This is a genomic window from Longimicrobium terrae (assembly GCF_014202995.1).
Taxonomy (GTDB): Bacteria; Gemmatimonadota; Gemmatimonadetes; order Longimicrobiales; family Longimicrobiaceae; genus Longimicrobium; species Longimicrobium terrae.
In genome coordinates, this window is sequence record NZ_JACHIA010000006.1 from 187,497 (window position 1) to 214,448 (window position 26,952).

General features: G+C 69.4%; 24 protein-coding genes. 11 read left to right on the forward strand and 13 right to left on the reverse strand.

All coding sequences use genetic code 11. The features are described 5' to 3' along the window. Nucleotides 1-16: 16 nt before the first annotated feature. From tkt to HNQ61_RS12515, 3 genes are all read right to left on the reverse strand, one after another. Entirely contained in the window at nt 17-2,101 is a 2,085-nt protein-coding gene (gene tkt, locus HNQ61_RS12505) for a transketolase (RefSeq protein ID WP_170033357.1), read from the reverse strand. A gap of 368 nt (nt 2,102-2,469) precedes the next feature. Further along, on the reverse strand, nt 2,470-3,960 hold the full coding sequence (locus HNQ61_RS12510) for a gluconokinase (protein WP_170033359.1): 1,491 nt from the start codon (nt 3,958-3,960) through the stop codon (nt 2,470-2,472). A 93-nt stretch (nt 3,961-4,053) separates the two neighbouring features. Then, nucleotides 4,054-5,157 carry a PRC-barrel domain-containing protein gene (locus HNQ61_RS12515; RefSeq protein WP_170033361.1) on the reverse strand — a complete coding sequence of 368 codons (1,104 nt, stop codon included), beginning with the start codon at nt 5,155-5,157 and terminating at the stop codon, nt 4,054-4,056. A 288-nt stretch (nt 5,158-5,445) separates the two neighbouring features. Here HNQ61_RS12515 and HNQ61_RS12520 point away from each other — a divergent pair, with 288 nt between their 5' ends. The 3 genes from HNQ61_RS12520 to HNQ61_RS12530 all read left to right on the forward strand — a co-directional run bounded on the left by HNQ61_RS12520 (nt 5,446) and on the right by HNQ61_RS12530 (nt 7,148). After that, nucleotides 5,446-5,835 (forward strand): PAS domain-containing protein, encoded by a 390-nt coding sequence (locus HNQ61_RS12520; protein ID WP_205761333.1) that lies wholly within the window; start codon nt 5,446-5,448, stop codon nt 5,833-5,835. A gap of 96 nt (nt 5,836-5,931) precedes the next feature. Beyond that, nucleotides 5,932-6,915: a UV DNA damage repair endonuclease UvsE gene (uvsE, locus tag HNQ61_RS12525; RefSeq protein WP_170033365.1), complete on the forward strand. Its 984-nt coding sequence runs from the start codon at nt 5,932-5,934 to the stop codon at nt 6,913-6,915. A gap of 53 nt (nt 6,916-6,968) precedes the next feature. Beyond that, nucleotides 6,969-7,148: a hypothetical protein gene (locus HNQ61_RS12530; RefSeq protein WP_170033367.1), complete on the forward strand. Its 180-nt coding sequence runs from the start codon at nt 6,969-6,971 to the stop codon at nt 7,146-7,148. A 487-nt stretch (nt 7,149-7,635) separates the two neighbouring features. On the opposite strand, the gene HNQ61_RS12535 is transcribed toward HNQ61_RS12530, so the two are convergent. Then, nucleotides 7,636-8,583 carry a DUF4394 domain-containing protein gene (locus HNQ61_RS12535; protein ID WP_240978640.1) on the reverse strand — a complete coding sequence of 316 codons (948 nt, stop codon included), beginning with the start codon at nt 8,581-8,583 and terminating at the stop codon, nt 7,636-7,638. 295 nt (nt 8,584-8,878) lie between these two features. After that, nucleotides 8,879-9,517: a TetR/AcrR family transcriptional regulator gene (locus HNQ61_RS12540; RefSeq protein WP_170035900.1), complete on the reverse strand. Its 639-nt coding sequence runs from the start codon at nt 9,515-9,517 to the stop codon at nt 8,879-8,881. A gap of 346 nt (nt 9,518-9,863) precedes the next feature. Between HNQ61_RS12540 and HNQ61_RS12545 the strand changes: the two genes are divergently transcribed. Continuing rightward, nucleotides 9,864-11,057: a TCR/Tet family MFS transporter gene (locus tag HNQ61_RS12545; RefSeq protein WP_170033373.1), complete on the forward strand. Its 1,194-nt coding sequence runs from the start codon at nt 9,864-9,866 to the stop codon at nt 11,055-11,057. A gap of 52 nt (nt 11,058-11,109) precedes the next feature. Here HNQ61_RS12545 and HNQ61_RS12550 read toward each other — a convergent pair whose 3' ends face one another. Further along, on the reverse strand, nt 11,110-12,258 hold the full coding sequence (locus HNQ61_RS12550; RefSeq protein ID WP_170033375.1) for an FAD-dependent oxidoreductase: 1,149 nt from the start codon (nt 12,256-12,258) through the stop codon (nt 11,110-11,112). Between the two features lie 82 nt (nt 12,259-12,340). On the opposite strand from HNQ61_RS12550, the gene HNQ61_RS12555 reads away from it, so the two are divergent. Next, nucleotides 12,341-13,012: a TetR/AcrR family transcriptional regulator gene (locus HNQ61_RS12555; RefSeq protein ID WP_170033377.1), complete on the forward strand. Its 672-nt coding sequence runs from the start codon at nt 12,341-12,343 to the stop codon at nt 13,010-13,012. 91 nt (nt 13,013-13,103) lie between these two features. On the opposite strand, the gene HNQ61_RS12560 is transcribed toward HNQ61_RS12555, so the two are convergent. The 5 genes from HNQ61_RS12560 to HNQ61_RS12580 all read right to left on the reverse strand — a co-directional run bounded on the left by HNQ61_RS12560 (nt 13,104) and on the right by HNQ61_RS12580 (nt 17,240). Continuing rightward, nucleotides 13,104-13,808 carry a TIM barrel protein gene (locus tag HNQ61_RS12560; RefSeq protein WP_170033379.1) on the reverse strand — a complete coding sequence of 235 codons (705 nt, stop codon included), beginning with the start codon at nt 13,806-13,808 and terminating at the stop codon, nt 13,104-13,106. Beyond that, on the reverse strand, nt 13,808-14,881 hold the full coding sequence (locus HNQ61_RS12565; RefSeq protein ID WP_170033381.1) for a nucleotidyltransferase domain-containing protein: 1,074 nt from the start codon (nt 14,879-14,881) through the stop codon (nt 13,808-13,810). The genes HNQ61_RS12560 and HNQ61_RS12565 overlap by 1 nt, the downstream gene beginning before the upstream one ends. A gap of 96 nt (nt 14,882-14,977) precedes the next feature. Further along, nucleotides 14,978-16,036: an isocitrate/isopropylmalate dehydrogenase family protein gene (locus HNQ61_RS12570; protein WP_170033383.1), complete on the reverse strand. Its 1,059-nt coding sequence runs from the start codon at nt 16,034-16,036 to the stop codon at nt 14,978-14,980. A gap of 326 nt (nt 16,037-16,362) precedes the next feature. Further along, nucleotides 16,363-16,917 (reverse strand): orotate phosphoribosyltransferase, encoded by a 555-nt coding sequence (gene pyrE / locus HNQ61_RS12575; protein WP_170033385.1) that lies wholly within the window; start codon nt 16,915-16,917, stop codon nt 16,363-16,365. Continuing rightward, nucleotides 16,914-17,240: a hypothetical protein gene (locus HNQ61_RS12580; RefSeq protein ID WP_170033387.1), complete on the reverse strand. Its 327-nt coding sequence runs from the start codon at nt 17,238-17,240 to the stop codon at nt 16,914-16,916. Before HNQ61_RS12580 ends, pyrE begins: the two co-directional genes overlap by 4 nt. Before the next feature lie 195 nt (nt 17,241-17,435). On the opposite strand from HNQ61_RS12580, the gene HNQ61_RS12585 reads away from it, so the two are divergent. The 3 genes from HNQ61_RS12585 (at nt 17,436) to HNQ61_RS12595 (ending at nt 21,930) form a co-directional block, all read left to right on the forward strand. Beyond that, nucleotides 17,436-19,904, forward strand: a complete 2,469-nt coding sequence (locus tag HNQ61_RS12585; protein ID WP_170033389.1) for a TonB-dependent receptor — start codon at nt 17,436-17,438, stop codon at nt 19,902-19,904. 195 nt (nt 19,905-20,099) lie between these two features. After that, a complete protein-coding gene (locus HNQ61_RS12590) occupies nt 20,100-20,897 on the forward strand; it encodes a hypothetical protein (protein WP_170033391.1) in 798 nt (265 codons plus the stop codon). Nucleotides 20,898-20,985: 88 nt separating this feature from the next. Then, entirely contained in the window at nt 20,986-21,930 is a 945-nt protein-coding gene (locus tag HNQ61_RS12595; protein WP_170033393.1) for a DUF4249 family protein, read from the forward strand. A gap of 115 nt (nt 21,931-22,045) precedes the next feature. Here the strand turns inward: HNQ61_RS12595 and HNQ61_RS12600 are convergent, their stop codons facing one another. Beyond that, nucleotides 22,046-22,777: an SIMPL domain-containing protein gene (locus tag HNQ61_RS12600; RefSeq protein WP_170033395.1), complete on the reverse strand. Its 732-nt coding sequence runs from the start codon at nt 22,775-22,777 to the stop codon at nt 22,046-22,048. 568 nt (nt 22,778-23,345) lie between these two features. On the opposite strand from HNQ61_RS12600, the gene HNQ61_RS12605 reads away from it, so the two are divergent. The 3 genes from HNQ61_RS12605 (at nt 23,346) to HNQ61_RS12615 (ending at nt 25,602) form a co-directional block, all read left to right on the forward strand. Next, nucleotides 23,346-23,990, forward strand: a complete 645-nt coding sequence (locus HNQ61_RS12605; protein ID WP_170033397.1) for a radical SAM family protein — start codon at nt 23,346-23,348, stop codon at nt 23,988-23,990. 251 nt (nt 23,991-24,241) lie between these two features. Next, nucleotides 24,242-24,967 (forward strand): SDR family oxidoreductase, encoded by a 726-nt coding sequence (locus tag HNQ61_RS12610; protein ID WP_170033399.1) that lies wholly within the window; start codon nt 24,242-24,244, stop codon nt 24,965-24,967. Then, on the forward strand, nt 24,967-25,602 hold the full coding sequence (locus HNQ61_RS12615; RefSeq protein WP_170033401.1) for a phosphatase domain-containing protein: 636 nt from the start codon (nt 24,967-24,969) through the stop codon (nt 25,600-25,602). Before HNQ61_RS12610 ends, HNQ61_RS12615 begins: the two co-directional genes overlap by 1 nt. 206 nt (nt 25,603-25,808) lie before the next feature. Here the strand turns inward: HNQ61_RS12615 and HNQ61_RS12620 are convergent, their stop codons facing one another. After that, nucleotides 25,809-26,945 carry a tetratricopeptide repeat protein gene (locus HNQ61_RS12620; protein WP_170033403.1) on the reverse strand — a complete coding sequence of 379 codons (1,137 nt, stop codon included), beginning with the start codon at nt 26,943-26,945 and terminating at the stop codon, nt 25,809-25,811. Nucleotides 26,946-26,952: the final 7 nt, after the last annotated feature.

Consider the following 26,952-nt stretch of genomic DNA (forward strand, 5'->3'; position numbering starts at 1 on the left):
CTCACGCACCCGGCACTCACGCACTCTTTTCGTCCGTTCCATGCGCCGTGGGGCCGGCGTCGTCGCCCGCCGCGCCCGCGTCGCCGTCGCCGATCCCCAGCAGCTTCTTGGCCTTGGCGGCCACGTTCTCGGCGCTGAATCCCAGCTCCTTGAACACGCGCGTCGCCGGCGCCGACGCGCCGAAGTGGCTGATGCCGATCACTTCGCCCTCGCCCACCCACCGGTGCCAGCCCATGGGGTGCGCCGCTTCCACCGCCACGCGCGCCCGCACCTCCGGCGGCAGAATGCGGTCGCGGTACTCCTGGTCCTGCTGCGCGAACAGAGCCCAGCTGGGCATGCTGACGACGCGCGCCTGGATGCCCTCCGCCGCCAGCAGCTTCTGCCCCTCCAGCGCCAGCGACAGCTCGGAGCCGCTGCCGATGAGGATCACCTGCGGCGTCGCGCCGCCCTCCGCGTCGGCCAGGATGTACGCCCCGTGGCGAAGGCCCGCCGCGGCGCCCAGCGTGTCGCGGTCCAGGTGCGGCAGCGCCTGCCGGGTGAGCGCCATGAAGATGGGGCCGTCCTTGTGCTCCATCGCAAAGCGCCACGCCTCCGCCGTCTCGTTGGCGTCGCCCGGGCGAAAGTCGATCAGCCCCGGAATGGCGCGCAGCGTGGGCAGCTGCTCGATGGGCTGGTGCGTGGGTCCGTCCTCGCCCAGGCCCACCGAGTCGTGCGTGTAGATGTAGATGGTGGGCTGCTCCATCAGCGCGGCCAGGCGCACGGCCGGGCGCATGTAGTCGCTGAAGATCAGGAAGGTGGCCCCGTACGGGCGCACGCCGCCGTGCAGCGCCATCCCGTTCATGGCCGCGCCCATGGCGTGCTCGCGGACGCCATAGTGCAGGTTGCGGCCCTGATAGGAGCCGGGCTCGAAGCTTTCCTCGCCCGCGATGAGCGTCAGCGTGCTCCCCGCCAGGTCCGCCGAGCCGCCGATGAGCCACGGGACGTTCTTGGCGATGGCGTTCAGCGCCTTGCCCGACGCGGCGCGCGTAGCGATCGCCTTGTCGTCCTTGGTCCACGACGGGATCTCCGCGTCCCATCCCTCGGGGAGCGTGCGGTTCATGGCCGCGTCCAGCGCCGCCGCCGTGTCGCCGTGCGCCTGGCGGTAGGCATCAAAGCGGCCCTGCCACTCGCGCTGCATCTCCGCGCCGCGGTCCACGGCCTGGCGCATGTGGGCCAGCGCCTCGTCCGGGACAAAGAAGGAATCGGTGGTGGGCCAGCCCAGGTTCTGCTTGGTCTTGATGATTTCTTCCGCGCCCAGCGGCTCGCCGTGCGCCTTTTCCGACCCGGCCTTGCCCGGCGATCCGAAGCCGATGATCGTCCGTACGGAGATCAGCGACGGGCGCGGATCGGCCTTGGCGGCCTGGATGGCGGCGTCGATGGCCTCCAGGTCGTTGCCGTCTTCCACGCGCTGGTGGTGCCAGCCGTAGCCCTCGAAGCGCTTGCCCATGTCCTCGGTGAACGCGAGGTCGGTGCTGCCTTCGATGGTGATCTTGTTGTCGTCCCAGAAGTAGATGAGCTTGCCCAGCCCCAGGTGCCCGGCGAACGACGCGGCCTCGGCGGCCACGCCCTCCATCAGGTCGCCGTCGCTGCAGATGGCGTACACGTGATGGTCGATGACCTCGTGGTCCGGGCGGTTGTAGCGCGCGGCCAGGTGCGCCTCGGCCATCGCCATCCCCACGCCCGTGGCAAAGCCCTGCCCCAGCGGGCCGGTCGTGGTTTCCACGCCCGGCGTCATGCCGTACTCCGGGTGGCCGGGCGTCTTGCTTTCCCACTGCCGGAAGTTCTTGAGGTCGTCCAGCGTGAGGTCGTAGCCGCTCAGGTACAGCATGGAGTACAGCAGCATGGACGCGTGGCCGCAGCTGAGCACGAACCGGTCGCGGTCCATCCACTTGGGATCGCGCGGGTTGTGGCGCAGGTGGCGCGTCCAGATGACGTAGGCCAGCGGCGCCAGCGCCATGGGCGTGCCCGGGTGGCCGGAGTTGGCCGCCTGCACCGCGTCCATGGAAAGGGTGCGGATGGTGTTGATGCAGAGCTGGTCCAGCTCGCCGTTCTGAGTCGCCATCGGGTGTTCCGGTGTGAGTGGTGCTGCCGCGATACCGATCGTCTGCGCTCCCCCGGCTGCGCGGGAGAGATGACGGGAGAGTTCAGCGCTCATCCCCGGAGTTGGAACGGGGATGGCAGATCCTTCGTCGGCGCCATGATCACGCGCATTCCGCCGCCGCGTCCGGCGCCTCCTCAGGATGACATGTAGCGGTGTTAGAGAACGCCACCCAACCATGTCATCCTGAGGGAGCGGGCGCCGCGTTCTCCGCCGCGCCGAATCCTGCTGCGACCGAAGGATCTACCATCCGGCCGAGCCAACGTCGCGCATCGCGCCGAAGCGGCCGGCACGCCATCCGGCGCGCGAAAGGTCCAGCGCCGGACCGTCCGTTACGCGCCGGGAATGCCGGCGCCGGACGCGCCCGCGGAGCGCACGTTCCGGTAGATCTCGTGCGCGGTGGCGTCCGGCTCCAGGCGGTCCCCGTCCCCCGCGGACGGCGCGTACGCGGCCGCGTCGTTCAGAACGCCCATCCGTTCGAGAGCGAGCAGGGCGGCGCCGCGCATCGTCGTCTCGGGGTCCGTGGACAGCCGCAGCGGCCGCCCGAACACATCCGCCACGATGCGCGCCCAGGCCGGGGACGCATGCAGCGCGCCGCCCCCCGCCACAACCTCCTCCGCCGGCCCGAACGCGGCCTCCACCGCGTCCAGAGCATCCGCCATGGCGAACGCCTCCGCCTCCAGCCACGCGCGGGCGATCTCCACCGGTCCCGTGGCCAGCGTCATTCCCGCCAGCGAGGCGGTGGGCGGGCCCGCGGGCTCCGGCGGCCGCTCCGCCACCAGCCGCGGCACCACGGTAAGCCGGTGCGCGGCGGGCTCCATCGCCCCCAGCAGCGCCTCCATCTCGTCCGCCGACGGAAGCGCCAGCGTGCGCCGCAGCCAGTCGTACCCGTTGCCGCCGTTGCTGAGCGCCCGGCCGCAGACGGTGCGCCGCTCGTCCAGCCGGTAGCACCACAGCCCGGGCGGAACCACCGGCTCCGCGTCCGCGCGCAGCACCCGCACCGCGGCGGAGGTGCCCACCGTCATTCCCACGCGCGCGCCCGAAGCGCGCATCCCCAGGCTGGCGCACGCGCCGTCGCCCAGCGCGGGAAACCAGGGCACGTTCGCCAGTTCCGGCCAGCGTGCGGCAAACGGAGCCCGCAGTCCGCGCAGCGGTTCGTCGCTCAGCACGGGAAGATTGTCCGTGCCGATGCCGGCCGCGTCCAGCATCTCCCCGTCCCACGCGCGGCGGTGAATGTCCAGCAGTCCCGTGCCGGACGCCATCGACAGCGACGTACGCGCCTCGCCGAACAGGCGCAGCGTCAGCAGCTCGCCCAGGCTTCCCCAGACCGCCGCGCGCGGCAAGGTATCGTCCGGCGCGGCGCCCAGCCAGACCAGCTTGGCGGCGGGATAGAGGGAGTGCAGAAAGCACCCCGTGCGCGCGTGCACCTGGCCCTCGTCCAGGCGCTCGCGAAGCTGGTCCGCCGCGATGGCCGCGCGCGCGTCGCCCCAGCCGTACAGCGGCGTGACGGCCGAGCCGTCCGCGCCCAACCCGGCCAGCCCGTGCCAGAACACCGCCATCGCCACCGCGGCCGGCCGCACGCCCGCGGCGCGCCCGGCGGCCACCGCGCCGTCGATGGCCTGCAGCGCCGCGTCCAGCATCGCCTCCAAGTCCGCGGTCAGTCCGCCGTCCGGCGTGACCGTCCACGCGCACGGCAGGCGCGCGGGTTCGCCGGGAAGCGGATCGCCCGCGCCGTCGTACCACCACGCGCGCACGGACGACGAGCCCGCGTCCACGCACAGGACCCAGGGCTCCACGCCGCCGGGCAGGGAAGAGGTCTTCATCGTGCGGAATCTACCCCGTGCGGCGCGGGCCGGCTACGACGAACGGGGCGCCCTCGCGCAGTGCGAAGGCGCCCCGTCCCCACCGGCGGTGGATTACAGGTTGCCGGTGCCGCTCACGTCGCGGTTCTCCCGGTCCTGCCGCAGCCGCTCGGCGGCCTCTTCGGCGGTGCCGCCGCGCGTTTCGTCGATGCCGCCGCGGCGCGCGCCGTAGAAGCGGTTGTCATCGAACGCGTCGGACGAGTAGAAGTCCTCGTCGGAGTTGTGCATGTAGTCCGATCCGGACAGCCCCGCGCGGTGGCTGGCATCGCCGCGCATCTCGCGCGCCGCATCCGACAGGCCGGTCGCCTCGGGGATCTCGCTCCCCGCGGACGATCCGCCCAGCGAGCCCGTGGACCCGGCGGCCGACATCGATCCGGTGCTCCCCAGGTCCTGCGATCCGGTGGAGGACATCGACCCCGTGCTCCCCAGGCCGCCCGCAGACATGCCGCCCGCCGAGCCGGCCGATCCCGCGCCGGACAGGCCGGTGGACGATCCGCCCGCCGTCATCCCCGCGGCGGTGCCGGTGGCGGACAGGCCGCCGGTGCTGCCCAGGTCCGAGCCGGCGTTGCGCAGCCCGGCCGCGGTATCCGACATCCCCGTGCCGCCCAGCGGCGTGGCCGACATCCCCGTGCCGAAGCCCGGCGTGTTGTTGAGCCCGGCCGTGTCGATGCCGTCGCCCGTGTCCAGCCCGCCCGCGGTACCGGCCGCCACGCCCGCGCCCAGGCCGCCCGCCGTCATCCCCGACGTATCGACGTTGTCCGAAGTCGTCTGGCTGGGACGGCTGAAGTGGGTGCGCACCGCCGTCTCGTGCTCGCGGGTCAGCCCCGTGCCGCTGTCGTACGCGGGAATCGCGTGCAGGTCGGTGGAGGTCAGCCCGTCCACGGTGATGCTGTCGCGTTCGCGCTCCAGCCGCGCGTAGCCGATGGGAATGAGCACGTGGCGGTCGCCCGCGTCGGCCATCAGCCCCTCGTCCACGTCCACCTCCAGGTAGCGCACCTTCATGGCGGTGGTATCCACCAGAAGCTCCTCCACCTCGCCGATCTTGCGTCCATCGGAGGCCAGAACCTCCCAGCCGCGCACGTCGGGATCGCCCTCGGCCACCTTGTAGTCGCTCAGGCGGCCGAGCGGAACCACCCTGTCCATGTCGTTGTTCGCCATCGGGATCTCCCTTGGTTTCGGATCGGGTGCGTACCGGAGCGGCGTCCCGCAAACGCATGATTCACCGCGTTTTGCCGCGCCTCCGGGGCGGCCCGGCTGTGCAACCCGCGTTCCACGCCCGCGCGCCGGGGGCCGGAACCGGCCTCATCCACAACCTTGGATACAGCTGCACGTACCTTGCACAAGGTGTCTACAACACGGTACGATTCTCGCTCAACTCGCACTGCGCTGTTACGAGTTCACGCAGCAGCCATGAGTCCCCCAATATCTGATCCGCGGGAGCCCCGAATGCAGTCCACCACCACGCAGAGCACCAGCCAGGTTCTGGAGCGCGCCGACGTCCTTACCCAGGACGAGCTCGACAACCTGCCCGTCGGAATGATTCAGCTGGACCGCAACGGCACGGTCCTGAAGTTCAACCAGACGGAGTCCAGCCTGGCCCGCGTGGAAAAGAGCGACGCCATCGGCAAGAGCTTCTTTGACGAAGTGGCGCCCTGCACCAAGGTTCAGCAGTTTCACGGCGCCTTTGTGGAAGGCGTGGAGAAGCGCAACCTGCACACGGTGTTCCCGTACCAGTTCCGGTTCCGCGACGGGCGCGAAAAGAACGTGGTGATCTCCATGTTCTACAGCGCCAGCACCGACACGGTGTGGGTTCTGGTGCAGCGCCCGCAGGCCTGAGCCGCGCGGCGGTACGCGATCTGAACATGCGCGCGGGGCGCGGTGCCACGGCACCGCGCCCCGCCTTCGTTTCTCAATCGGCAATCAGGAGCAGGGATGGCGGCAAGGCGCGAGTGGCCCCGGCGGCTGGGGTTCGCGGTCAAGGCGGTGGGGCGCGAAGGGCTCAAGAGCAACGATGCGCGGCGGTGGCAGAGCAATCCGCACCTGCGCACCTCCATCGGCTACATGCGCGAGGTGTTCGAGTACCTGGACGAGGTGGACATCCGCATGTACCGCATCTCATCCGACTTCGTGCCGTACTGCACCCATCCGGACCTGCCGCAGTTTCACGGGCAGATCGGCGAGTGCTCGTCGGACCTGGCCGCGCTGGGACGCATGGCCCGGGAGCGGGACATCCGCCTTTCGCTGCACCCGTCGCAGTTCGTCCTCCTCTCCGCGCAGGATCCCAAGATCAATGAGAAGGGGATCTGGGACGTCAACTCGCAGGCGGAGCTGCTGGACGCCATGGAGCAGGGGCCCGAGGCGGTGGTCATCATCCACATGGGCGGTGCGTACGGCGACAAGGATTCCGCCATCGCCCGCTTCATCGAGAACTGGCCGCGGCTGTCGGAATCCGGGCGCCGGCGGCTGGTGATTGAGAACGACGAGACGCTGTACACGGTGCAGGACTGCCTGCGCGTGCACGAGGCGACGGGCATCCGGCTGATCTTTGACCATCAGCATCATCTGCTGAACCCGGGAACGCTCACGCTGGGCGAGGCGTGCCGCGCGGCGCTGGCCACGTGGAGGGACGGGGTGCAGCCCAAGATCCACTTCTCCTCGCCCAAGCTGGATTCGCGCATGGTGACGCGCGGCAAGAAGGAGGTGGCCGCCGCGCCGCTGCTGAGCCAGCACGCCGACTACGTGCACCCGTGGGAGTTCGCCGCGTTTCTGCGGGAGATGGGCAACGCGCCGTTCGACATCATGCTGGAAGCCAAGATGAAGGACGAGGCGCTCCTTAAGCTGCGCGCGGACCTGGACAAGCTGAAGCTGTGGCCGGAGCCCTCCGCGCCCGGGGTTGCGGGAGAGGCTTGGCAATAAGGCCTTTCGCCGCGATCATTCCGGACGGCAACTCTGTCCAGATCAGAGGGAGAATGGCGATGACCAGCAATCCAGACCGCAGCGCGATGGAGAAGGTGGCCGGAGATGGAGATCCGCGGACCCGCGCCGGCTGGGATGAGGCGTTCAGGAGCATGGCGCGGCGCGGAGACGATCGCCTGCTCGACAGCGACGTCCAAAGCAGTTCCTGGGATGACTCGGAATGGGAGTGGTAACGATCCGCCCCCAGAATCCCGCCTGGCCCACCCGAGAACGCATTCTGATGAAAAAGCCCCGCTTCGCAGCGGGGCTTTTTTCGTTCCGGACCAACCTCCGAAATCCAGCGCACGGCACTGAACGGCCAGCATGCGAACCAGTCTTGCGAACCAGCCCGCTATCCGTTCCGTCCGTCCACCTGTCTGTCTATATTGAATGTCCGGACTGTTCGGGTAGCTGGTTGCGCAGGTGGAGAGAAACCGTGAGAGGGAGGTTTGCATGGACGAAGCGCGTCTGGATGGAAGTGTGTTGGGCGACTTGCTGATCGAAGCGCTGGAGGAAGCCGTCGCGCATGCGCGGGGCGAGCCCACCGGAGCGCGGGTGCGGCGCGTCGAGCGGCCGAGACACCGCCCTGGAACGAAGATCCCGCCGTTCTCCCCCGGGGATCGGTAAACGAAAAAGCCCCGCCGTGTGGCGGGGCTTTTCCGTATCCGTTGCGCGATTCGCCTAGAAGAAGCGGGGAATCACGTTCAGCGCGGGGGGCGCGCCGGGCGCCACCGCGATGCTGCGCAGCGACGACGGGTGGCCCACCTGGCCCACGATGGTCGCCTGCCCGCTGCGCAGATTGATGGTGTACAGCCGCGACGGTCCGCCCGCCGTGCCCGAGGGCGTAAGCGTGGCGTACGCCATGTCGGTGTCCCCCGCGATGTCGAAGCCCACGTCCGCCGACGTGTTGAAGCCCAGCGAGCCGATGGTGGTCATGGTACCGGCGTTGGGCACGTCCACGCGGGCCAGCACGTCCAGGCCGGCGTCGATGGCGAACAGCTCCGTCGACGTCGGGGCCGGGCGCACGCTCAGGGTGTAGGCCGTGCCCGCGATCTCCGGATTGGCCGCCGCGTTGACGTCCGTGGCCGAGTACGCCAGCGCGCCGTCCACCGTCACCGCCAGCGGGTTGGCCGTCTGGTTGATGCGCAGGTTCTGCTCGGCGTCGGTGTGAATGCGCAGGCGGTCCACCTGCGGGTTGAAGCCCATGCCGAAGCTGGAGCCGATGAGCGCGGGAGTGAAGGTGCCGCCGCCCACGGGGGCCGCCGCGCCCGTCGCCGTGGTGATGGTGTACAGCCGGCTGCTGCTGGTGACCGCGTACAGCGCGTCGTCCGCCGGGCGGAAGTCGATGCCCACCACGGTCTCGCCCGCGGCCAGCCCGGTAATGGCGGTGGAGCTCAGCCGCGTGGCCGGGTTCAGCGCGCCAAAGGTGATGAGGTTGTTGGCGCCGTCCACGCCGTAGATGATGCGACCGGAGAAAGGGGTTCCCGGCGTTCCGGGCGTGCCCGGGGTGCCCGGCGTGCCGCCCGGTCCCGTGGGGCCGGCGGGACCAGAGGGTCCGGTGGGGCCCTGCGGGCCGGTGGGGCCGCGGTCGCCCTCGCACGCGCCCAGCATCAGAACCGCCGCGCACATCGCGCTCAACCTCTTTGCTCGTCTGGTCTGCATCATTGTGGTCCTCCGGCGTGGTGATCCAACGGGACGGATGCGCGGATCACGGGCACGGCTGTACGTGCGCCGTTCCGGTGCATCCAGGTGGTGTACCAACTACGTACAAGCAGTGCACATTGGATGCATAGGGCGATCCATACATTTGTTTGCGTCCACGGATCGAGCAGGCGGCGCCCTCCAGGCGTGAACGAGAAAGGCCCCGCTCTCCGGAGCGGGGCCTTTCTGCATCCGTCCAGAACTCCATCCGGTCCAGCCGGGCTCAGGCGTACGGCGTGCCCGCCATGGCGGCCCGCAGGCCCACGGTTCCGCGGTCGATGATCGCCAGAAAGGCGGCGTTCGCCTGCCCCGTGTCGCGCGTTTCGCGGAACGTCCGGTGCGCCTGAATCAGGGCCACGCTCCACGCCGCCAACAGCAGGGTGGCGGCGAGGTGCGCGTCGGCGTCCGCGGGGTCCCGGCCGGCGGACTCGGCGAGCCCCGCCGCCACCGCCTGGGCCATCTCGTCACGGATCGCCCTCGCCCGGGCCTTGAGCGTTTCGCTGCGCTCGATGGCCACGGCAAAGCCCTCGCTCCGGGCAGAGAATTCCACGGCCGGGCTCCGCTCCGCAACCAGCCGGTGGGCGAGCAGGTGCAGGGCTTCGATGGGATTCACTCCCGGATCGCGCTGCCTCAGGGCTCCGAGCAGGATCTCGCGCCCTTCCTCCTCGCGATCAAAGAACATGTCCTCCTTGCGGGGGAAATGGTTGAACACCGTCATCCGCCCCACGTCGGCGGCTTCCGCGATCTCATCCACCGTCACCTGGTCAAAGCCCCGCTCCAGAAAGAGGAGCGTGGCGGCGTTGGAGATGGCCTGCCGCGTGGCAAGCCGCTTACGGGACCGGCGGTCGGACGGAATCGGCATGCGGAAGCGGAGTTCGTCGGCAAAGAAAAAGAGCATGAGGCACCCTGCCCCACCGCAGGTGCCGCACGCTCTCTGACTGGAAACCCGCATCCAGTCGGGCAGCCAAACATAATCAGGCGCCAACCGCCGATCAACGATCCCCGCCGTGCGCTCGTCGCCGCCTTCGCCCGCCCGGGCGTGCGGCGGCCGCCTTGACGCACTACTCGGGATTGCACATATATGTACTAAGTATATATTCATATTCGATCCACGAATACAGAGAGTCCTGAGCCTCCGTCGCCGCGTCCGAAGAAGACCCACGATGTGATCGCGCTCCCGCTCATCTCTGCCACACCCGACGTTCGCCATGAAGAAACCGCTCATCGTCATCTACACCGCCCTTGTCCTGGATGCCGTGGGCATCGGGCTGATCTTTCCCATTCTGCCCGCGCTGCTGCGGGACGTGACCCACGCCGAGAACGTGGCCCCGTACATCGGCGTGATGACCGCGCTGTATGCGGTCATGCAGTTCATCTTTGCGCCGGTGCTCGGCTCGCTGAGCGACCGGCTGGGTCGGCGCCCGGTGCTCCTCATCTCGCTCGCCGGCGCGGCAGTCAACTACCTGTTCCTGGCCTTTGCGCCCGCGCTCTGGATGCTGCTGCTGGGCCGCGCCGTCGCCGGCCTGACCAGCGCCAACGTTTCCGTGGCGAGCGCCTACATCACCGACGTTTCCACCGAAGACCAGCGCGCGCGCCGCTTCGGATTGTTCAACGCCATGTTCGGCATCGGCTTCATCATCGGGCCGGTGCTCGGCGGCGCGCTGGGCGACCACTGGGTGCGGCTTCCCTTTATCGCCGCCGCGGCGCTGAACGGGTGCAATCTGCTGCTCGCGTGGTTCGCGTTGCCGGAGTCGCGCACGCCGTCGCGGGAAAAGATCGACGTGGCGGCGCTGAACCCGCTGCGGCCGCTGCGCTGGGTGTTCTCGGCGAGGAGCCTGCTCCCCATCACCCTGCTGTTCTTCATCTTTGCCGCCACGGGTGAGGTGTACGGCACCTGCTGGGCGCTCTGGGGGAGCGACACCTTTCGATGGAACGGGCTGTGGATCGGCCTTTCGCTCGGGGCGTTCGGCGTGTGCCAGGCGCTTGCCCAGGCGTTCCTTCCCGGCCCGGCGGTCAGGCTGCTGGGCGAGCGGGGGGCCATTCTCACGGGCGTCGCCGGCGCATGCGCGGCGCTGGTGGTGATGGCGTTCGCCACCCGGGGGTGGATGGTGTTCGCCGTCATGCCGGTGTTCGCCCTGGGCGGCATCGGGGCGCCGGCGCTGCAGTCCCTGGCGACCCGGCAGGTGGACGCGAGCCAGCAGGGCCGGTTTCAGGGCGTGCTCGCATCGGCCGTGAGCCTGGCGTCCATCATCTGCCCGCTCGTGTTCTCCAGCTTCTACCTCGTCGTCAGAGAGCGATGGCCCGGCGCGATCTGGCTGTCCGTCGTCCTCGTGTACCTGATCATGGTGCCCCTGGTGCTCCGGCTGCGCGTCACGCAGCCGTCGGCGGCCCCGGCCCTGTAGCGCGCCGTTTCTGACAACGATCAGCCAGTGCGCGAGGCCTCGGGGATGACGATCAGCGCCGTGCCTCTGCCGCGTGCTCGTCCAAGGCGCCGATGAGGAAGTTGATCAGCCCGTACGGCGCGCGGTCGCCCAGGCAGAGGTCCAGGATCTGGTGCGCGTCCGCCGCCTCGGACGCGCTGCGCGTGAACATCGCTTCCTCGTAGACGGCGAGCGCCGCCTCGATGTCGCCGGGATGCTCGGCGATCGCCCGGCCGAGTTCCGCGCCATCGAACATGGCCACGTTGGCGCCCTCGCCGGAGGGCGGCATCAGGTGCGCGGCATCGCCCAGGAGCGTCACTCCAGGCACGCGCGGCCACCGGTGCGCGTCGGGAAGCGTGTGGATCATGCGCGCGACCGGAGGCGTTTCGCCGTCGGTGATCAACGCCGTGAGAGCGGGGGCCCATCCCTCGAACTCCGCCGCGATCCGCGCACCCGCCGCGGCCGCGTCGCCGAAATCGATCGCCGCAACCCAGTCCGCGGGCCGCTTCAGCTGCACGTAGGTGTGAAGAACGCCGTCGGCTTCGCGGTGCGCCACGATCCCCTTTCCCGGCGTAAGCGCGTACATCGCGCCGCCGCCGACCATCGCGGCGGTCGCGGAGTGCCGCTCGTCCACGTCGTACAGGTACGTTTCGATGAACGTCGTGCCCACGTACCCGGGCCGCGCGTCCGACAGCAGCGGCCGCACCCGGGACCACGCGCCGTCCGCACCCACGAGCAGTCCGGTGTCCACCGCCGACCCGTCCGCGAACGCCAGCCGATGCCGGCCGTCACCCGATGCTACGACGCCGGTGAGCTTCTTTCCCCACCGGATCGTCCCCGCGGGAAGGGACTCGGTCAGAATCCGCCGCAGATCGCCGCGCAGCACCTCGGGGCGTCCGCCCGCGCCATCGTCCGGCTCGTCCAGCAGCACCGTGCCGTGCGGATCCACCACGCGCAGCGCCGCCCCGCCCGTGTGGATGATGGCGCGAAACTCGTCGATGAGCCCGGCCGCCGCGAGCGCGGCCTGCCCGTTGTGCTCGTGGATGTCGAGCTGGCCGCCCTGCGTGCGCGCCTCCGGCGAGGGCTCCGCCTCGTAGATCGTCGCGCCGACGCCATGCACGTGCAGGACGCGCGCAAGCGTCAGCCCGCCGAGTCCCGCGCCGATGATCGTAACGTGTGTCATCCTGTTCCCCTCCCGTTGCCTTGATGGAACGCCGTTCCACAACTAAGTTGGAACAGTGTTCCACGACTGTCAAGGGAGATGCATGGCGGACAGGGCGCAGCGGGCGGAACGGCGTACGGACGCGCTTTCACGGGAGCGCATCGTGGAGGCCGCGATCGAGATCCTGGACGCGGAGGGCGAGAGCGCGCTGACCTTTCGCACGCTCGCGGCGCGGCTGCAAACGGGGAGCGGCGCGATCTACTGGCACGTCGCCAACAAGGACGACCTGCTCGCGACGACCACCCGCGACGTCCTCGCCCGCGCGATGACCGAGGGGGCCAGAGGCGCGGAGCCGCGGGAGGCGGTGCGGGCGATCGCGCTGGGCGTGTTCGACGTGATCGACGCGCATCCGTGGGTGGGGACGCAGCTGTCCCGCGAGCCGTGGCAGCCGGCGGTGATGCAGATCCTTGAGCACGTCGGCGCGCAGCTTGAGGCGCTGGGCGTGCCGGAGCGGGAGCAGTTCAACTGCGCGTCCGCGCTGGTGAACTACATCCTCGGCCTGTCGGGGCAGTACGCCGCGGGCGCACGCCTCCTGCCGCGCGAGTCGGACCGGTCCGCCTTCCTGGCGACCATGGCGGAGCGTTGGGAGCAGCTGGCGCCCGCGGAGTATCCGTTCGTGCGTCGGGTGGCGGCGCAGCTGCGGGAGCACGACGACCGCGAGCAGTTCCTGGCCGGCATCGACCTAATCCTCGCCGGCATCGCAGCCAGCAGGTGATGCGGTGGGTGGCGGGAGCCGGATGATCATCCGGAACGCAGAACGGGCCCCGCTCGGTCGAGCGGGGTCCTTTCCGTCTGCGCGCGGCGCGTCAGACGACCGCGAGTTCGCGCCCCGTGGCCTGCAGGCACATCCCCAGTTCGGACGCCACCTCCCAGGCCTCGACCTCGGATTCAATGATGACCGGCACCTCGGGGGAAATCAGGCTCGCCAGCGGCTGAAAGGCGCGGACGCCAGCATCGCTCAGCCGCACGTGCCGGCTGCGCGCATCCAGCTCGCTGAGATGTACGTGCGACAGCCGGTGCGCGAACGCTTCCAGCAGCCGCGCCGCTTCCCGCATGGACGGATCGAACTGCCACGCATGCGCGATATCGAAGCAGAATCCAGCATCCGGAAGGCGGGCGAAGATCGCCTCAAGTTCGCCAGTGTTCCGCCCGCACGGCTTGCGGACATCCATGTTCTCGATGCTCAGACCGGGGCCGAGTTCCGCCCACAGGCCAAAGTCCCGGATCGCATCGGGGTGGACGACGATGCTCCACCCGCGCGCGGCCCACGGCGCCAGCAGCATGGCGATCTCGCGCTCCTCATCCGCCGAAAACGTGCTGGGCGCATGGATGGAGACGTGGGAGTAGCGCGACAGGTCCAGACGCGGAATCGCGGCCAGAAGCGGCCGAAGCTCGTGCGATCGAAGGGCAGACAATTCCACCGCGCCCACGGGATGCTCACCCAGTACGTCCAGCGCCGCGTGAAAGTCGGAGCGGCCCAGCGATCCGGTGGAGAAACCGATAGTCTCCATCAGAAGACTCCGTAGCGGATAGTGAAGTCCCTCAGAGGCTCGGAAAAGAAAATTTCTCCCAAAGCGTCCTGAAATGCCTTTCCGAGCGCGCTCGCCTCCCTGTACAGCGGGTCGGAATCCGCATCGCCGGGGGAGAGGTTCTTGAGCCGCTCGCGCTTATCCTCATCGTCGAGCAGTCCGAGAAACGAATCGTACGCACCGAAGAGCCGATTCGCGGCACCCGAATCTTTCCCGAAATAGTCTAGCACGACACGCGCCACGATGTCCAGTGGCGTAGTTCCCAGAAGCCGGGCCAGATAATCTACCACAAGCTTCGCGTCGTGAAACCGCGCAACGGATTTCTCCTCCTTAAACGCTTCCCGGCACAGAAAGCAGCTCAGCAGTCCCGCGGTGTGAAGAAGCTTTCGGGAAAACCGCAGCTTGGTCGTACGAACTGCCCACTGGTCCGCCTGCCGCTCCCGGCGCTTGTGGGCAAAGTCTACCGCCATCGTGCGCCAATACCGGGCAAAATCGTTCAGCAGAAAACGGGGCACCCGGAACGGCGACTCGGCGGGACCGAGGAGGTCTTCTTCCACGTACCGTGTGAGCACGTTCGCAATTACCCGGTCGTACGCATCGCGATTGCTGGTCGGTCGCGATTCCAGGAGAAGGAGCAGGCGCTGCGTCGTGTTCTGATTCGTGTCGTTGTCCCCGCCGATCCTGTGGATGAGGTCGTGGCTGAAGGTAAGCCTGCCGAATGGTCCGCCGGGGCTGGGGGGCTTGATGCGCGCCGCAGTGAACTTCGAGCGGAGCCGCTGAGTCAGGTCCCAGTGGTCGGGGTCGGCGGGACCATCCACCAGAAGTGTCCAGTCGACATCACTGCCGTGCGTGAACTCAGCGCGGGCCAGCGAGCCGAAAAGGACCAGCGAGGTATCGCGCGGCACGAACGGATAGGAGAGAATCTGGACACGCTCATACATTCTGGCGGCCCGCTCACGAGCCGCCAGGATATGGGGCCAGTCCGCCTCGAGCGCATCCCGCAACTCGAGCACGGGCGAACGCGGCTGGACGGGAAGCGCGAGTTGCTCCGACATGGCTGTCCCTCACGGAATGCGTCACCGGTGCGGTGCTCGCGCCGGAGTGGACGACAGGCGGAGGCGCCTGTCGTCCCGGTACTCAGGTAGAGCGGATCAGGCGGAGGCCTGCAGGCGGCGGACGATGGCGTCTCCGGCGGCGGCGGTGCCCAGGGTGCCGCCGAGATCCGCGGTGGTCTCCCCGGCCTCGATGCAGGCGCGGACGGCGTTCTCCATGCGCACGGCCTCGGCGGGGCGGCCCAGGTGCTCCAGCATGAGCCCGGCGGTGAGCACGGCGGCGAACGGGTTGGCCAGGTCCTTCCCCGCCAGGTCCGGCGCGGAGCCGTGCACCGGCTCGAACAGCCCGATGCGCCCCGGGTGGATGTTGCCGGAGGGGGAGAGCCCCAGCCCGCCCGCCAGCTGCGCGCCCAGGTCGCTCAGGATGTCGCCGAACAGGTTGCCGGTCACGATCACCTGATAGCGCTCAGGACGGCGCACCATGTCCATGGCCAGCATGTCCACGTACAGCGCCTCGCTCTCGATGTCCGCGTACTCGGCCGCGACGATCTTGAACACGCGCCGCCACAGCCCGCCAGCGAACTCCATCGCGTTGGCCTTGTCGGACATGGTCACGCGCGTGAGGCCGTTGGCCCGCGCGTACTCGAACGCCGCGCGGATGATGCGCTCCACGCCCTTGCGCGTGTTCACGTCTTCCTGGACGGCGACCTCGTCGGGCGTGCCCTGCTTGAAGTTGCCGCCCATCCCCACGTACACGCCCTCGGTGTTTTCGCGGAAGATGACCATCTGCACGTCGTCCGGGCCCTTGTCGCGCAGCGGGGTCAGGCGCTCGTGAAACAGGCGCACGGGGCGGAAGTTGACGAACAGGTCCAGGCGAAAGCGCATGCCCAGCAGAATCTGCCGTGCGTGCTCGTTGCCCGGCACGCGCGCGTCGCCCAGCGCGCCCAGCAGAATGGCCTGGTAGTTCTGCCGCAGATCGTCGAACTCGGCGTCGGTGATGGCCTCGCCGGTTTCCAGGTAGCGGTCGGCGCCGTGCGGCCACTCCACCAGGTCCAGGTCGAAACCGCTGCCGTCGAGCACCGCGCGCAGCGCCTTGAGCGCCTCGCGGGTGACTTCCTTGCCGACGCCGTCGCCGGGAATGACCGCGACTTTCGCCATCGTTGTGCGCTTCCGTGCCGGGGGAGGTTGATGAACTTTCGAGCGGCGGCAAGCTACCCGCCGGGGTGCGCCGGGGCCAGATGCATCCATCAAGCGACAACAATCTCACGCAGAGCAGCAGAGGAGCAGAGAACAGAAAAAGAGAGCCGACCCACCCGGATCGGCCCTCTCCCTTTGTTCCCTCTGCGTCTCTGCGTCTCTGCGTCTCTGCGGCTCTGCGGCTCTGCGGCTCTGCGGCTCTGCGGCTCTGCCTGAGGAACTTGATCCGTTGCAGTCCCCCGCGTACCTCCGCTCTGTCCCCGCGTCCTCCGCGTGAAACGGTGTTCTCAGCCCTCCACGGCGGCGAGAAGTTCGCTGACGCGGTAGAGGACGTGGACGGGATAGCGCGCCTCGATCACCTCGCGCCCGCCCGCCTCGCGGTCCACCAGGGCCATCACGCCCAGAATCACGCCGCCCTCGGCCTCCACGGCGTCGCAGGCCTGCAGCGCGCTCTTGCCGCTGGTAATCACGTCTTCCACGATCACCACGCGCTGCCCGGGGGCGAAGCTACCTTCCACGCGCTTGCCGGTGCCGTGCGCCTTGGGCTCCTTGCGGACGGAAAACGAGTGCACGGGCGCCCCGGCCAGCCACGACGCGTGCGCCACGGCGTACGCCATGGGATCGGCGCCCATCGTCAGGCCGCCCACGGTTTCGGGCGCCAGGCCGGCCTCGCGCAGCAGGTCCAGCCCCATCCGCCCCACCAGCGCCTGTCCTTCGGCGTGCGTGGTGGTGGTGCGGCAGTCGATGTAGTAGCGGCTGCGAGCCCCGGACGCGAGGACAAAGTCCCCGGTGCGGAACGAACGCTCAAGCAGCAGCTGAAGCAGACGGTCGCGGTCGCTCACTGGAGCAGGTCTGGTGGCGGGGCGGGAAGTTCAACCCATTCTTCCAGCGTCATGGGCGTGGGATACGGATCGCCGAACGCTTCGTGCAGCGCCTTGATGGCGGCAACGGTGTCGGGGTCGCCGCGAACGTCGGCGTCGCCGCCGAACTCCAGGAACTCCATGTAGACGTTCTGCTGGTCCGCCGAGGCGAAGTGCCAGGCGTGCGCGCCCTTGGCCGTGGCCGCGCGGTGCAGCGCAATCCACAGTTCCGCGTATTCGCGGATGCGGTCGATGGGTACGAAGCGGCGGATGCTTACCAGCCGCCTGCGGGTCAACTCCATCACGAACTCGGATCCGGGGTGAGGGCGCGCGGGGCGCCGGCCTTCGCGAACGCCGTCGGCCGTGACCAAACTCCGTCACGGGCACGCGCGGGTCAAGGGTACACGACCCTTCACGGACCTTTTCGCGGTGGACGGCGTAGATCCCCGGTTGCCCCGCGCACGAACGCGTCCCAGAGCCGAATCCACCTGATGCATCGCATGAACCTTCCCCGCGCGCGACGGACGCGGGTTTCTCTCTTTCTCGTGCTTCTGCTCGTTCTGGCGGCGCGCCCCGCGTGGGCGCAGCCGGGAGGCGCGGTGGCCGGGCGCGTGCTGGGCCCCACGGGCGACCCCGTGCCCGGCGCCGGCGTGGAGGCGCGCCCCGCCAGCGGCAACGGGCGCCGCACCACCACGACGGACGCGGACGGCACCTTCCGCATCCCCGGGCTGCGCGCGGGAACGTGGAACCTGCGCGCGTCGCGGGTGGGATTCGGCGATGCGCGGCAGTCCGTGTCCGTCGCCGCCAGCGGGGACACCCGGGCGGAGCTGCGGCTGGTGGAGGCGCCCATCCTGCTGGAAACCATCGAAGTGCGCAGCCCGCGCGAGACGCAGCGCGAACGCACCCGCTTTGAGACGGAGGCCGGCGTCACCGCGCGCGTCATCAGCGGCGACGAGATCAAGATGCTTCCTGGGCTGGGCGAGGCGGACGTGCTGCGCGCGGTGGAGGTGCTTCCCGGCGTGGTGTCGACCTCGGACTTTTCCAGCGCGTTCAACGTGCGCGGCGGCTCGTCGGACCAGAACCTGATCCTGCTGGACGGGTTTCCCGTCTTCAACCCGTTTCACCTGGGCGGGCTGTTCAGCGTCTTCAACAGCGACGTGATCGCGCGGGCGGAGCTGCTGTCCGGCGGGTTCGGCGCGCAGTACGGCGGGCGCGTTTCGTCGGTGCTCACCATCGAAACCAAGCCGGGCGAGGGCGATCTGCACGCGGAGACGGGGATCTCGGTCCTGGCCTCGCGCATCGCCGTGCACTCGGACCTGCCCAGGGCCATCTCGCGCTCGCTCGGCGGGCAGAAGGGCGGCTGGCTCTTTTCCGCCCGGCGCTCGTACTTCGACGCGCTGCTGCGGCCCGTGACGGATTTTCCGTATCACCTGACGGACGTGCAGGCCGGCGCCGCCATTGAAACGCGCGGCGGGGGCCAGCTTCAGTTTACCGGCTACCGCGGGCGCGACGTGCTGGACCTGTCGGATTTCGATCCGCCGGGCGATGAGGAGGACGCGCAGAGCGTGCTCAAGATCCGCTGGAACTGGGGCAACGACGTGGCCGGCCTGCGGTGGACGCAGCCGCTGGGGAGCCGGTGGGTGTCGGAGACGCGGCTGGGCGTGTCGCGCTACGGCGAAACGCTGGGCTTTCCCGACTTCGCCGACACGCGCTTCGGCTCCAGCGTGCAGGAAGCGGCGCTGCGCAGCGACTTTACGCGCCAGATCAGCCCGCGGCTCACGCTGCAGACCGGCGGCGAGCTGAACCGGGTGAGCTACAGCAACCTGGGCCAGTCCGGCGGAACCGTGTTCTTCGAGGCGAAGAACGCCGGGCTGTTTTCCGCCGCGTACGGGCAGCTGCGCTGGCAGCCGTCGCCGCTGTGGATCGTGGAGCCGGGGCTGCGCGTGGACGTGGCGCGGACCAACGCGGGCGCCTGCGCGTCCGGCGGGCGGCCGGATTACTTTCCCGACGACCCCTCCGCGGTGCAGCCGCGCGCCAACCGCACCTGCCTGATCCCGTCGCCCCGCGTGGCGGTCAAGCGCTTTCTGGGCGCGGAGCGCGACGCGGCGGTCAAGGTGGCGGTCGGCCGCTACGTGCAGTTTCTGCACTCCATCCGTGACGAGGCGCTCCCCATCAGCAACGACACCTGGGTGCTGGCGGACGAGTACGTGCCGCCGGTGGTGAGCGACCAGGTGCAGGTGGGGATTGAAAAGTACTGGGGCGAGCGGTGGTTCGCGTCGCTGGAAGGCTACTATCGAGGCTACGACGGCGTCACGGACCTCAACCCCGGCGACGACCCCAACTTCATTGGCGACGACCTGCTGGTGGGCGACGGCGATTCGTACGGCGCCGACCTGCTTCTGCGCCGCACCACCGGCCGGCTGAACGGGTGGACCACCATCAGCCTGCTCAAGGCCAGCCGCACCTTTCCCGACCCACAGGCGGCCGGGCTGGACGGCGTGCCGCAGACGGTGACGTACGCGCCCATCTTTGACCGCCGCGTGGACGTGGACGTGGTGCTGCAGTACGACGTTTCGCGCAGCACGGAGCTGGGCGTGCGGTGGAACTACGGCTCGGGAACGCCCTTTACGCGGCCGGTGGCGCAGGTGGTGGGGTTTGACACGGACATCGCCAATGGCGGATACCGGCTGCCCCGGCCGGAGACGGACGATCCGGAGATCCCGTACTACGTGGTTCTGGCGGACCGCAACCGCGAGCGCTACCCGGCCTACCACCGGGTGGACATCACGGTGCGCCGCACGTACCAGCGGCGCTGGGGCACGTTCACGCCGTACCTGCAGGTGCTGAACGGCTACAACAAGAAGAACGTGCTGTTCTACTCGTACAACTACAACGAGAACCCGGCCACGCGCTCCGGGATCAGCATGTTCCCCCTGCTCCCCAGCATCGGCTTCGAGGCGAGCTTCTGATCGTCCGGCGGATGGCGGATGGTGGGCTTCCGTCGGTTTGATTGGATGATGAACATCGCCCGTGCGATGGCGGATCGGGGATGTCGCGGAGGGTGATGGTGATCCTTTGGATGAACCGCGCGTTCGTCGGATGGGCGGCGGGATCGATGATGAACGGCGGCTTACGCGGAGAACCTCAACCGTTCGGATGACGGGATGCACGCGGACCAGCTTACATACGCCCGGCTCTACGATCAGCTGCTCGCGTACGAGGGCGGCGCGCTGTTCGGTGAGGTGCTGCGCCCGTGGCTTGCGGCGAACGACGCGGAACGGCGGTGGCTGGAGACGATTGCCCGCCGCCCCGGCCGGCCGATCCCGCCGATGGCCGTGGAGGAGTCCTGGCGGCTGTACGCGCTGTCGCGGATCATCCAGCTGCTGCAGCTCTCGTTTGCACCGCCGGTGGCGCATCCTGCGTGGAAGATCGCCCCGGTAAGCGCGGAGGAGTACGCCGCGTTTCTCGACGGCCTCGGGCTGCAAAGGGTGGAGCGGGATGACTTCCATCCCTTCCATCACGAGATCGTGAGCGTGCAGCCGGCCGTGGACGACGACGATCCGCCGCGCGTGGAGCGGATCTACTGGCCGGGATGCATGCTGGGGCCGCTGCTCATCTCCCGCGCGGGATGCGCGATCGTGGCGGGACGTGCGAGGGTGGATCCGGTGCGCGCGGCGCGGTCCACGCTGTACTGGGCGTTCGCGCGCAACCATCGCCCCACCACCGACCTGAGCGCCGGCTGGGGCTCCAACTCGCAGTGGCGCACCGCGTTCCGCCGCGACTACGCGCTGGATGGCGCGCTGCACTACAACGCGGGCGCCGCGCGCCATCAGCCCGACGCGGACCCCGGCCTGGGCGCGGCGGAGCGCGACGAACTGCTGCGCCACCGCTGTTTCATCACCGGAACGCAGCGGGACGACGACCGCTGGCCGTACGACTACACGCTGACCGAATCGGCGTAATCGTCCAGCGCTGTCGCAACATGGATGATGATGACCGGCGTGACGCGCTCCGCCGGTTCTGCTCGAATGACGTACCAGAAGGATGCTGATGCGGATTGTACACCGATGGATCGTGGCGGCGGTCGCGCTGGCCTGCACCGGCTGCACCATCGCCGACGTGACGGAAGCCGGCGGCGACGACGTGCTGATCGTGGAGGGCGTGCTGCGCAGCGACCGCCCGGACCAGCGCATTCTGCTACACCGCTCCGTGCGCGGCGCCCTGTCCCCCGGCGAGCCGGACGCGCAGGTGTTCGTCACGGGCAACGCGGGCGCGCGGCACGACTTTGAGATGGTGCCCACCAGCCAGTGCCTGTCGGTGGACCCGCTGTACGCCACGGCGGACTCGGTGGATATTCAGGCCACCTGCTACCGTTCCGCCTCCGCGGACGGCTACTGGGTGCTCCCCGACTCCGTGTACGACCTCACCGTCATCACCACCGGCGGCGAGACGGCGCGGGGGCGCACGCACGTTCCCACCCCGTTCGCCATCCTGCAGTTTCCGTATCGCTCGCGTCTGCGCGACGGACCCAGGGAGTGCACCATTCCCGGCGGTGAGGCGCTGCCGGTGGTGTGGACCGAGTCGCGCGGCGCGTACGGCTACCTGGCGCCGCTCCTGATCACCGGGCTGGACCGCGTGGCGCCGGACAGCCTGCGCGCCCCCGCGGAACTGGAACTGACGGGGCTGGCCATTTCGTCCGGCGATACGACGCTGGTGCTGCCCGGCGACTTCGGCGTGTTCGACCGCTTTTCGCTGGACCAGCGGCTGCTTCGCTACCTGCAGACCGGCCTGCCCCCGGGCGTGCGCGCGGAAATCGTGATCGCCGCGGCGGACCGCAATTACATCAACGGCGCGCGCGGCGGATCGTTCAACCCGTCCGGGCAGGTGCGCATCTCCAGCGTGGTGGGCGACGGGCGCGGCGTGTTCGGTTCTCTCGTGCCGCTGACGGTCGCCTTCAACGTGGGCCAGCCCGGGCGCCCTATCATCTGCAACTGACCCCGCGCCCGCCGGCAACCACCGCCGGGCAACAACGGCACGGGTGGATGAAAAACGAAGCGCGGCCCGGGGAGACTCGCTCCCGGGCCGCGCTTCTGTTCGCCATCGATGACGGCTACATCATCTGCGAGACGGCGTAGACCACCGACACCGTCGCCCGCACCGTCAGTTCGCCCGGGGTGATGGGCGTCACCGCGTCGGACGCCATCTCCGCGCGCGCCATCATCGCCTGCGGCATCGGCGGGGGCGGCGCGTACACGTCCGCGCCGGTCTGCGCCTCGCGCACCAGGCCCAGCTGCAGGTTCAGCGCGCCGGCCATGGCCTCCGCATCCGCCCGCGCGCGGCGCACCGCGTCGGCGATGGCCTGCTGGCGAAAGCGCTGCGGGTCGCGCAGCCCGAAGCGCACCCCGTTCACCCGGTTCACGCCAGAGGCCAGCGCCGCGTCGATCACCGTGCCCACGCGGTCCAGTTCGTACAGCGTGGCAGACACCGTGTTGTTGACGCGGTAGCCGATCACGGGCGGCTCGCCGCCCTCCGGACGCGGCCGGGGATCGTACTCGGGATACACGTTGTAGTCGCGGGTGTCGATGCGGTCGCGAGGCACGCCGGCCCGCACCAGCGCGGCGATCACGCGCTCCATGGTCTGCGCGTTCTGCGCCCCGGCCTCGCGCGCGGTAGAACCACGCGTTTCCACCGCGAAGTCGGCGACGGCCTGGTCCGGCGCGGCACGCACCTCACCGGTTCCCGTCACGCGCAGCACGGGCGGCGTGGTCTGCGCATCCGCCGCGCGGGCGTTCACGGCCAGAGCGGCCGCGGCAAGCGCGAGCGCGGTGATGCTGGTTCTCATCGGCCTCATCCTCATCCCTCCCCACACAGGTACGATTGGCATTTGATGCCGCCGCGTCGGTTCCGCGGAGCATGGGCGCTGGTACCCTGCACATGCGGCGATAGTTGCGCGACTGCTACATCGGGAAGAAAAAAACAGGGCCCGGAGCGGGGAGGCTCCGGGCCCAGAGGGGGAGGTGGCAGCGTGGACGGCGTGGGAAGGCCGGTGGTGCGGGCGTATGGCGGGAAGGGTGCTGCGGATGAGGATTTCGACTACGGGGCCGTTCGCTGTCCCCCCTTGAGACACGCCCGGGTCGGGCGTCTGCGCAGGCCGTTTCGGGCAAGCGCGGGGCCATGGCCGCCGTAAACATGAATTTGTTGCCAGCACAGGATTTATCCCCCTCTTGCGGCAGGTGTGGACGGGATCTGATGGGGACGCCGGGGTACTACATGGGACAGCATCGCCCCATCTGCCCCCCGCCCTGCCCGGGCCTGCGGGGTGTCGGGAGAGGTGCGGGAGTGGAGCGCGGGGGCGCGCCGTGTTAGCTTGGGCGCGGAACGCGGGTGATTGAACAACGCAGCGGGGCGAGATGGCCAGGAAGTACGCAATCAAGGAAGTGTTCGCCACCCTGCAGGGCGAGGGCGCGCAGGCGGGGTCACCCGCGGTGTTCCTGCGCTTTGCGGGGTGCAACCTGGGATACGACGTGTGCCCGTGGTGCGACACCGACTGGGTAAAGGCGGAGTACACGCTGGACCTGGAGGGCACGCTGGCGCTGGTGCGGCAGGTGGCGGAAGAAGGATTCGGCGGGGAAGTTCCGGGGCTGCTGCTGGTGGCCACCGGCGGCGAGCCCAGCCTGCAGTTCGACCGCCCGCTTTCCGACGCGCTGCGGGCCCGCGGCTATCGCATCAGCATGGAAAGCAACGGCTCCCGCCCGGTGGACCGCTCGCTGGTGGACTGGCTGACCGTGTCGCCCAAGCAGCCCGAGTTCGCGCAGAAGGACGGGGATGAACTGAAGCTGCTCTTTACCGGCACGTCCACCGCGGGCATCACGCCGAACGCCGACGCGGTGCGGCGGATTGCCTCGGAGACCCGCTTCGGCCACTACTTTCTGCAGGCGGTGGACGTCCCGGCGGTGGGCGGCCCCAACTACGGAGAAGTCATCCACACGGTCATGCAACTGGGCCCGCCGTGGCGGCTTTCGGTGCAGACGCACAAGGTGGCCGGGATCCCCTGAACGCCGTCGCTGGCGGAATCCGGGTGCTGGGACACCGTTTCCAGCTTGAAATGATCATCATCGACTGAAAGACCCGCGCGCATCCGATGATGCCGCGGGTCTCGTCGTTTCCTCAACATCCGCATCATCCCGCGCGGCGCGCGGACACGTTGCCGGGTGCGGGGCCTGCGACTTGCGCCCACCCGCGACCGGAACCGAGTCGCCGGCACTACACGAGCCGGCATCGTACACGCAACACGGGTGGAGAACCGATGGCGGGAGCGCTTCAGGGCAGGACGGCGGTGGTGACGGGGGGAAGCAAGGGGATCGGCTACGCGATCGCCGAGGCGCTGGCCAAGGCCGACGCCAACGTGCTGATCACGTCGCGCCACGAGGACGAGGTGCGCGCCGCCGCGGAAAAGCTGGATTTCTGCGGCTCCGGCAAGGTGGCGGGGATCGCCGCCGACCAGCGCGAGCACGCCGACGTGCAGCGGGTGATGGCCGCCGCGGCCGACCAGCTGGGCGGCGTGGACATCCTGATCAACAACGCCGGCGTGGGCATCTTCGGCCCCATCGACCAGATGTCGGTGGAAGACTGGAGCACCGTGCTGGACACCAACCTCACCGGCGTGTTCTACTGCTGCCGCGAGGCCGTTCCGCTGATGAAGAAGCGCGGCGGCGGGTGGATCATCAACATCGGCTCGCTGGCGGGAAAGAACCCGTTCGCGGGGGGCGCGGCGTACAACGCCAGCAAGTTCGGGCTGCTGGGCTTCAGCGAGGCGATGATGCTGGACCTGCGCGACCAGGACATCCGCGTGAGCTGCATCATGCCCGGTTCGGTGGAAACGCACTTCAACGGCAACCAGCCGTCGGACCAGGGCGCGTGGAAGATCCAGCCGGAAGACATCGCGGCGATCGTCATGGACCTGCTGGCCATGAACCCGCGCACGCTTCCGTCGCGCATCGAGGTTCGTCCGTCCAAGCCCAGAAAGGGCTGATGGCCGCCACCGGCACGGACCCGCACGAATCGCGGGACACGTCCGGCGGGGAGGAATCCGCGCCCGGCCCGCCATCGCGGGCCGGGCGCCTTCCGCGCGCCATGATCTGGGATCTGGACGGAACCCTGTCGGATGACGCCGCGCGCGCGCACTTCGTGGAGGTGGAGCACGGGCGGGCGCGGGACTGGGAATCGTACTTCGACGCCATCGACAAGGACCCGCCCATCGCCGCGAGCATGGAGGTGCTGCGCGCCATGCACGCCGCCGGAATCCGCGTCCTGTTCCTTACCGGACGCCCGGAGTACACCCGGCCCAAGACCGAGCGCTGGCTGGAAGCGAACGGGCTCACGGACTACGACCGGCTGATCATGCGTCCCGAGGGGGAGCGGCGGCCGGCGGGATACTTCAAGGTGGAGGCGGTGGCCCGGCTGCGGGACGAGTACGAGCTGGTGTGCGCCTTTGAGGACCGCATCGACGTGGCGGAGGCCATTCGCCTCGCCGGCGTCCCGGTCTTTCTCTACGGCGCCGGTGCCGAAGCCGCGGCCGAGGCGCTGGAGGTGCTGGACGTGCGGCAGGACGACCTCACCTCCGGCGGCGATCCGCGCGCCGGCCGGCAGCGGCGCGGGAGCGCGTAACCCGGCAGCAATCAGGGCCGGCCCCCTCCGTTCCCCCGCGCACCTCCGCCACCGCCGCGTCCTCCGCGTGAGGGCAGTTGCCAGAGCGTTCGAGCGACGCCGGCTGGCGAATCGCCGGAGATCCATCGAACGAAAAAAGAACCGCACCGGAGCAGGCTCCCGGTGCGGTTCCTTTGTCTTCGGATTATCGGCCCGGCCGCGCCTGCCTACTGCCCGCCGGCGGCGGCTTCCACGGTGCGGATGCGGGCCTGCACGCGGGTGATCTGCTCGGCGCTGCGGCGCGGTGCACGCTGCACGAAGCGGCGGTAGGAAACCAGCGCCTCCGGCGTCTTCCCCGCCCTTTCCAGCGCCACGGCCAGGTGCAGGTCGATGTCGGCGTAGTACGGCTCCAGCTGCTGCGCGCGGCGATACTCCAGCACCGCGTCGTCGTGGCGGCCGGCGGCGGAAAGCGCCTGCGCGTACTGGTGGCGGATCAGGCCGTCCGTGCCATTCAGCTCCACGGCCTGGCTGTACTCGCTCACCGCCTCCTCGGCGTTGCCCTGCGCCATGGCGATGCGGCCGAGCTCCGCGTGGGCCGCGTAGAAGCCGGCGTTCTCCACCATGGCGCGCAGCATGGCTTCCTTGGCCGCGTCCACGTTGCCGCGGGCCAGCTCCAGCATGCCGATGCTGTACTCCAGCAGCTCCTTGCTGTCCGCCCCGCGCATCAGGTAGCGCTGCTCGTCAGAGCGGGCGCTGGCCAGCAGAAAGTTCATGTCCACCAGCGCGCTGTCGAACTGCCCGGCGCTCACGTAGGTGAGCGCACGCCAGTAGCGCAGGCGGCGCACGTCGCGCGGCCCGGCCCCGGCGACCAGCCGGTTGAAGTGGCGGAGCGCGACGACCAGGTTGTTCTCATTGTACGCCGCCCACGCGATGTTCTCGCGCGTGGCGTTCCAGAAGCCCGGCACCTTGTCCCACACCAGCACTTCCAGCCCGCGGTGCACGAACGGGTTGCGGAACTCCGCGCGGATGGCCAGCGAATCCGCCGCGATCACGTCCGGGCGATTCCAGACCTCCGGAATGCCCTGCATCTTTTCTTCAAACGTCTGCGGGCTGCGGGCGTAGAACGCGGCCCACTGCCCGAAGAGCGGCTCCGCGCGCGACGGGTCCAGCCGGGCCGCCCAGTAGAAGGCGTCCGCGGAGCGCTCCGGCGCCAGCCGCATGGCCTGCACGCCGTAGTCGTAGTACGCCTGCCAGTCGTTGACGTCGGCGTTGCGCGGCAGATCGGGGCGAAACGCCTCCTGCGCGGCGAGCGGGGCGGCGAACGACAGCGCGAGGCCGATCGCGGCGAAAATGCGGTGCTTCATGGAAAAC